The organism is Enterobacter sp. ZOR0014 (assembly GCF_000798855.1).
Taxonomy (GTDB): domain Bacteria; phylum Pseudomonadota; class Gammaproteobacteria; order Enterobacterales; family Enterobacteriaceae; genus Enterobacter; species Enterobacter kobei.
In genome coordinates, this window is sequence record NZ_JTLF01000139.1 from 1 (window position 1) to 5,647 (window position 5,647).

Genomic DNA, 5,647 nt, shown 5'->3' on the forward strand with positions numbered 1-5,647 from the left:
GAGGCGGGGCAGGGCCCCGCCACAAAGGAGAATAAAAATGAAACTTGATCCACAGACCCGTGACATCCTGCGTCAGTACAAAAATATTATTAACGCCCGTCGACGTGAAAATGGTCAACGGGAATTAAGAACGGAGCAGGTGATCGACGAAATATGCTATTACATGACCTGCCAGCGTGCGGTGTATATCGGCGGTCATTTCATTTTGCAGGGTGGAAAAGGTAACTGATAACCTGGCAGGCGGTATCATCCGCCTGTTAGCCCGCGCGAAAAACCCTGGCAGGCTTTGCCTGCCGGCGGTTGTTACCGCGCCTGCGGCGCAGCAACAAACCGCCCCGGCAGAAAAAGTCAGCAACGATCTCGTTGCAGGCGCGTGAAAGAGAGGAAAAACATGAGCGAATTTAATCTTTCGGTACGTTCAAAAGAGGATCAGGACAGGATCGCCGTAGACCTGGCCGCGTCAGGTGTGGCATTTAAAGAGCGGCTAAATCAGCCAGTGGTGCCGGAAATTGTGGCACGAGAGGTGCCCGAAGAGCTTCGCGAATATTTTCTGGAAAGGTTGCGCCATTACCGCCAGCTTAGCCAGCAGTTGCCGAAAGCCAGCGATCCACAATATTCAGAAATGGCTGAGGCAAATAAAAAGTAATTTTTTCAGTAAGATATGCTGTAAATCAAACTCATTGCCTTTGTTGCAGTGGGCGTCCGGGCGGGCTGTCATGCTTCGCACAGAGCCAGCAAAGCTGTCTCTGCCCGGCCCCTGCGGGGCAGCGGGTGTCCATCCCATGACGCAACCCCCATCGCTTGCAGCAGCCGTTCCGGCTGCGCCGCTCAGTCGCGCCGTTTCCTGCGCTCCCTGCATCACGCCGTAAATACCCCGCCGTGATGTAGGGGGCAATGTCGTTTCGCCGCGCGCGGCTTCCCGTCATTGCGGCGTGTCCCTGCCCATTCCATCCGGTCCTTTTACACCCCTTTGAGTCCCTCCTCCGGGTGCTGAGACCGCCACAGTCCTCGTGGCTGTCCAGGGTGAATGCTGACGCACGGCCACCAAAACTTTTTGCAGGCAAAAACTTTTTGCGTCCGCCCCGGACATCTGCCTCGGCCGGTGTCGTTTACGCACCTGCGGCGAAGGTTCTCAAACGGGTGATGTTTTATCCCCCGGGAAAGTTCAGCAGGTTCCCGCGAAACGTCAAAACCGCGGCTCCCGTAACTCAACGGGTGATGGGTTTTAAAACCAGCCACTTTTTTAAAGGAAGTATTCAGTGGGAAAAACATTACAGGAATTTCTGAATCAGCCAGTGCTGCTGCGCGAACCCACCGCCGAAGAAAACGAACTGGCGGCTCTATTGAATGGCAGTACCGTCACTGCACCCGTGGTGCTGCCTCAGGGTCCATTTACCCGTGAAGAGGCGACCGCTCTGGTGGCGCAGTACACCAACGTCAGTATTGAGAACGATCAGGGTACTTATTTTCAGCTTGTTGTGCGGGGTGAAGAAGGGTTTTTGACGAAGTGCGCGTGGAACTTTGAGAACGACGTGGGGGCATTGCTTAACCGCGCCCTTGCCAGTTACAGAGCCAGAAAACAGCAGTAAGAAGGTGCCCTGTCGGAGCTGTCACTCCGCAGGGCAAGACAATCATTAATACTGAGAGGTACTAAATCATGACAGTTGCAGATGTTAAATCAAAAGCACCAAAAAAAACCAGTAAGAATAAAACTGCCGGAAACGAGGCGCTGAAAGCTGCCCTCGATGCGGCAGTCATTGAATATGTTCCGCTGACCGATCTCATTAAATCACCGCTGAACGTGCGCACGATTCCCTACACCACCGAGAGCGTTAAGCGACTGGCTAACTCCATTGAAAGCCTCGGACTGCTTCACAATCTGGTTGTCCATGCCCTGCCCGAGGGAAAATACGGTGTGGCAGCAGGTGGTCGGCGTCTGACTGCGCTGACGCTCATGTCTGAAATGGGGCGTATCAAACCGGATTATCAGGTTCCGGTTAAACGTGTCAGCGACGAGCTTGCTGTTGAGGCTTCTTACGCCGAGAACAACGAGCTTGAAACCATGCACCCTGCCGAGCAGATCACAGCGTTTGGTACGCTGGCGGCGCAGGGAAAAACTCCCGCGCAGATTGGTGAGGTGCTTGGGTACGGCTCCCGCCACGTCCAGCGCATGCTCAAACTTGCCAGTCTTGCCCCGTCACTGCTTGCACTTCTGGCAGAAGGTCAGCTTGATGTTGAACAGTGTCAGGTGTTGTGTCTTGAAAGCGATCCTGAGCGTCAGGTTGCTGTTTACGAAAGCGTAAAGGAGGAATGGGGACGCACTACCGTAAACGCACTTAAAAATCGTATTACGGAAAGTGAAATTTCTGTCTCGCATCCACGTTTCGCATTTATCGGGCGGGAAGTTTATGAAGCCGCAGGCGGAATTGTCCGTGAAGATCTGTTCAGTGAGCAGGAAGGGGACGGAACAGTAGACAGTCTGCTTGTTGAACGTCTGGTACTGGAAAAACTTGAATTGATCGCTCACGAAATCCATCAAAAAGAGGGCTGGATGTGGGGTACCGGACGTCTGGCTGCAATTAACCTTTACGGACCTGACGGAAAGGACTACCGCATTCTGCCGGAGCCAGATGCAATCTACAGCGAAGATGACAGCCGCCGTATCGATGAACTGTCCGACAAATTTAACGCTCTGGATCCTGACAGTGATGAAGCTGAGGCCATTAGCAGCGAAATATCCCTCATTGAACATGCCGCTGAGCTTCGTGGGTGGACAGAAGATCTGAAAGCAAAATCAGGCGTGGTAGTGAGCTTCATGCACGGTGCGCTTCGTATTCAGCGTGGTATATGCCGCATGTCTGATTTACCTGACCATGACAGTAACGGGGAGGATTCCGCGCAGTCTCCTGCCGTGACTCATATGCATCTACCTGATGCAGCAGAAGGGATCAGCATCCCGCTGCTCACCAAAATGTCATCCGAGCGCACTCTGGCGGTACAGGCCGCGCTGATGCAGCAACCTGAAAAGGCTGTGGCGCTTATGGTCTGGCGTATGTGTACCTGCGTCTTTGCTGGATGTGTGACCACGCCGCATCCGTTCCGTATCAACCTGACCGTTTCTCACAGCAGCCTCACTGAGAACGCCCCGTCCGGTAAAGAAGGCGCAGCGTTTGAAGTCCTGATGACCGAAAAAGAGCGCCTGAAAACCCTGCTGCCAGCAGGATGGGAGAAGGACTTCACGACCTTCTTCGCCCTGAACGGAGAGGTACTGATGTCATTGCTGGCCTTCTGTGCGGCTTGTTCCGTAGATGGTGTACAGACGCGTGATAATGGACACACATCACGCAGCCCTCTCGATACGGTTGAGGCCGCGATAGGTTTTCACCTTCGCGACTGGTGGCAGCCTACAAAAGAGAACTACTTCGGTAGCCTGAAACATTCACAGATAGTCACTTCACTTAAAGATGCAGGTCTGACTGGTGCCGCTGCTGACGCAGAAAAAATGAAGAAAGGCGACGCGGCAGTGCATGCGGAGTTCTTTATGAAGCAGAACCGTTGGGTTCCTGCATGGTTACAGTCACCGCAGCCTGATGCAAAAGACAGCACCGATACCGACACTGACAACGCGGCAATTGCCGCCTGATAAGGATAGCCGCCCTACGGGGCGGCAATAAGGAGATACCTGATGAATATGCCAAACTTTAAGCTTTCCTCCATGATCGGTGAAGATTTCGAAACCTGCCGCGCCGCTGGTTACTCCTACCGCCGTGAGATGACACACGCTGTTATGGGGGCACTGAGTGCGCCTGAAAACTGGGATGTTAACGGGGAGTATCGTAGCGAGTTCGGGGGCTTATTTCCCGTGCAGATCCGTTTTTCGCCCACTCATGGCCGATTTGAAGTGGTTCTGTGTAGTCCTGGTGAGTTTAGTCAGGACTGGATCATGCTGTTGGTCTGGAGAAAAGGGCAGGAAGTATCCTGTATCCGCTCATGCCCACAATTTGACGCTGCTGTGATAAACCATGTGCTGAGCCTGACCAGCAGGCTGGACAGTGATGGATACTCAATATTCGATATTCTCTCAACGCTGCGCATGGAGGTGGCCTGATGATCCCTCGTCACCTTTCTCTTGTCACGCAACTGCCGGAGCGTGAGGCAGCGTTACGAGCCATTATTGCCGTAGAAGAGGGGGGTGGGCGGTACGGAAGCCGACACCCGCAGCCGTATCCCTATGCCAGAGCATTTTTCCGGTTCCTGACTGGTAGTAGTAAAATTAGTGGAAAGGCGATCAACCAGGTGCGCGGGGCGTACTGGCTGACGGGCGATAAAATTTCTCTGGCCCGATATGAAGAGGCGTTTGACATACTGATCAGTAGCCGCGGTCGCCTGTGTTACCCTCCGCTCGGTACCGACATGGTGCAGATCCTGTTTCCTGAGCAGGCTTTCAGCATCAGAGAGCGCCACACGCAGCGGGAAGTGCGCGAGGATAATCTTTATTCCCGTCAGGAATCACGGCGACACCGTGAAAAGGAAGAGAAGTACCAGAACCGCGTGGGGCAGGCTGAAATCGACCTGGCATTTCAGACACCGGAGACACTGCGTGCATGGTATGAGTTCTGGTCCCAGCAGGATATACGGGACTATGACATCCAGCGAATGTTGTGGGCGTGGACAGAACGCAGCCCCTCGTTGTCTCATCTGGTGAAAGCTTACTACGACCGTGCGCATGACATTGTGCTCGATGTACATGATGTGGCGGGATCCTCGACACCGGCGGAGAAAGAGCTGGAGCGCTGGATGGTACCGAACAAAATCACGCTGAGGTCTATATGGCCGTGAGAAACAATCCGTGGAAAACGGAGCTGAAGGTTGCCCGCAGCCAGCGCAATAAACTTCGGACTATGTCGGAAAAGCTGAAAGAGATGTGCTATGAGTGGGACGGATTAAGCGGCTGGCTGGAGACTGAAAGTGAGCGACTCGCAGAAAGCATTGATCAGCATCTTGAGGCGCTCGACGAACAGATACATAACTGGTCCACAGGCAGAAGTGATCCAGAGTAAATCAGGTAAAGGTCAGGATTTGTCCAGTAATCAGACTGTTATTCCTGGGCAGAATCGGCTCGTCGGGATATAATGGCGATGGCGCTTGAGGCTTTTTGCCTCATGACGTGAAGGTGGTTTGTTGCCGTGTTGTGTGGCAGAAAGCAGAAAGCCCCGTAGTTAATTTTCATTAACCCACGAGGCCCCCTGTATGTCTGATCAACAACAGTATGGCCTCTTACCGTGCTTAATGCAAGGAGGAGTAAACCATGAAACTGCCGCGAAGTACCGTTATCTGGTGCGTACTGATAGTGTGTCTCACACTGCTGATATTCACTTTCCTTACGCGAAAATCGCTTTGCGAAATTCGCCTGAGGGACGGACAACGGGAGGTCGCTGCAATTCTGGCTTACGAATCCAACGGTAAGTAGCAACCTGGAGGCGGGGGAAACCCCGCCTTTTCAGGGCTGAGTTGGTTTGACATGCCTGAAGCGCCTTTATGAAGGGGTTGCCGGTTCGCCGGTAGCCCCTTTTTCCATCCCGACGCGACCGCACGCCTGAACTTCCGGGACGGACCGTACCCCTGCGGGGTTCGGGGGAAGCGGGGC

At 53.7% G+C, this 5,647-nt stretch carries 9 protein-coding genes and 1 pseudogene; all 10 read left to right on the forward strand.

Annotation, left to right across the window (positions count from 1 at the left end; genetic code table 11):
* Positions 1-37: 37 nt before the first annotated feature.
* The 10 genes and pseudogenes from L977_RS07210 to L977_RS07245 all read left to right on the forward strand — a co-directional run bounded on the left by L977_RS07210 (position 38) and on the right by L977_RS07245 (position 5,470).
* Positions 38-229 (forward strand): hypothetical protein, encoded by a 192-nt coding sequence (locus tag L977_RS07210; protein WP_022650025.1) that lies wholly within the window; start codon positions 38-40, stop codon positions 227-229.
* Entirely contained in the window at positions 213-377 is a 165-nt protein-coding gene (locus tag L977_RS24450; RefSeq protein WP_154299603.1) for a hypothetical protein, read from the forward strand. The genes L977_RS07210 and L977_RS24450 overlap by 17 nt, the downstream gene beginning before the upstream one ends.
* Before the next feature lie 14 nt (positions 378-391).
* On the forward strand, positions 392-646 hold the full coding sequence (locus tag L977_RS07215; protein ID WP_022650024.1) for a DNA polymerase III subunit theta: 255 nt from the start codon (positions 392-394) through the stop codon (positions 644-646).
* Positions 647-1,343: 697 nt separating this feature from the next.
* Positions 1,344-1,589, forward strand: coding sequence for a DUF905 family protein (locus L977_RS07220; protein ID WP_032623592.1), 246 nt, complete (start codon positions 1,344-1,346; stop codon positions 1,587-1,589).
* Positions 1,590-1,657: 68 nt separating this feature from the next.
* Positions 1,658-3,643, forward strand: a complete 1,986-nt coding sequence (locus L977_RS07225; RefSeq protein WP_047625484.1) for a ParB/RepB/Spo0J family partition protein — start codon at positions 1,658-1,660, stop codon at positions 3,641-3,643.
* Between the two features lie 42 nt (positions 3,644-3,685).
* Positions 3,686-4,108: a conjugation system SOS inhibitor PsiB gene (gene psiB / locus L977_RS07230; RefSeq protein WP_022650021.1), complete on the forward strand. Its 423-nt coding sequence runs from the start codon at positions 3,686-3,688 to the stop codon at positions 4,106-4,108.
* Positions 4,108-4,839: a plasmid SOS inhibition protein A gene (locus L977_RS07235; RefSeq protein ID WP_047625486.1), complete on the forward strand. Its 732-nt coding sequence runs from the start codon at positions 4,108-4,110 to the stop codon at positions 4,837-4,839. Before psiB ends, L977_RS07235 begins: the two co-directional genes overlap by 1 nt.
* Positions 4,830-5,060, forward strand: a complete 231-nt coding sequence (locus L977_RS07240) for a hypothetical protein (RefSeq protein WP_022650019.1) — start codon at positions 4,830-4,832, stop codon at positions 5,058-5,060. Before L977_RS07235 ends, L977_RS07240 begins: the two co-directional genes overlap by 10 nt.
* Before the next feature lie 229 nt (positions 5,061-5,289).
* Positions 5,290-5,400: pseudogene (locus L977_RS24925) on the forward strand (DUF5431 family protein); the annotation flags it as partial.
* Positions 5,348-5,470, forward strand: coding sequence for a type I toxin-antitoxin system Hok family toxin (locus tag L977_RS07245; RefSeq protein WP_269430392.1), 123 nt, complete (start codon positions 5,348-5,350; stop codon positions 5,468-5,470). The pseudogene L977_RS24925 and the gene L977_RS07245, both read left to right, overlap by 53 nt.
* The last annotated feature ends 177 nt before the right edge of the window (positions 5,471-5,647 follow it).

What these genes read in the sequence shown, in the direction of transcription:
- L977_RS07210 (WP_022650025.1), top strand. Translation starts at nt 38, where the DNA reads ATGAAACTTGATCCACAGACCCGTGACATCCTGCGTCAGTACAAAAAT.
- L977_RS07215 (WP_022650024.1), top strand. Translation starts at nt 392, where the DNA reads ATGAGCGAATTTAATCTTTCGGTACGTTCAAAAGAGGATCAGGACAGG.
- L977_RS07225 (WP_047625484.1), top strand. Translation starts at nt 1,658, where the DNA reads ATGACAGTTGCAGATGTTAAATCAAAAGCACCAAAAAAAACCAGTAAG.
- psiB (WP_022650021.1), top strand. Translation starts at nt 3,686, where the DNA reads ATGAATATGCCAAACTTTAAGCTTTCCTCCATGATCGGTGAAGATTTC.
- L977_RS07235 (WP_047625486.1), top strand. Translation starts at nt 4,108, where the DNA reads ATGATCCCTCGTCACCTTTCTCTTGTCACGCAACTGCCGGAGCGTGAG.
- L977_RS07240 (WP_022650019.1), top strand. Translation starts at nt 4,830, where the DNA reads ATGGCCGTGAGAAACAATCCGTGGAAAACGGAGCTGAAGGTTGCCCGC.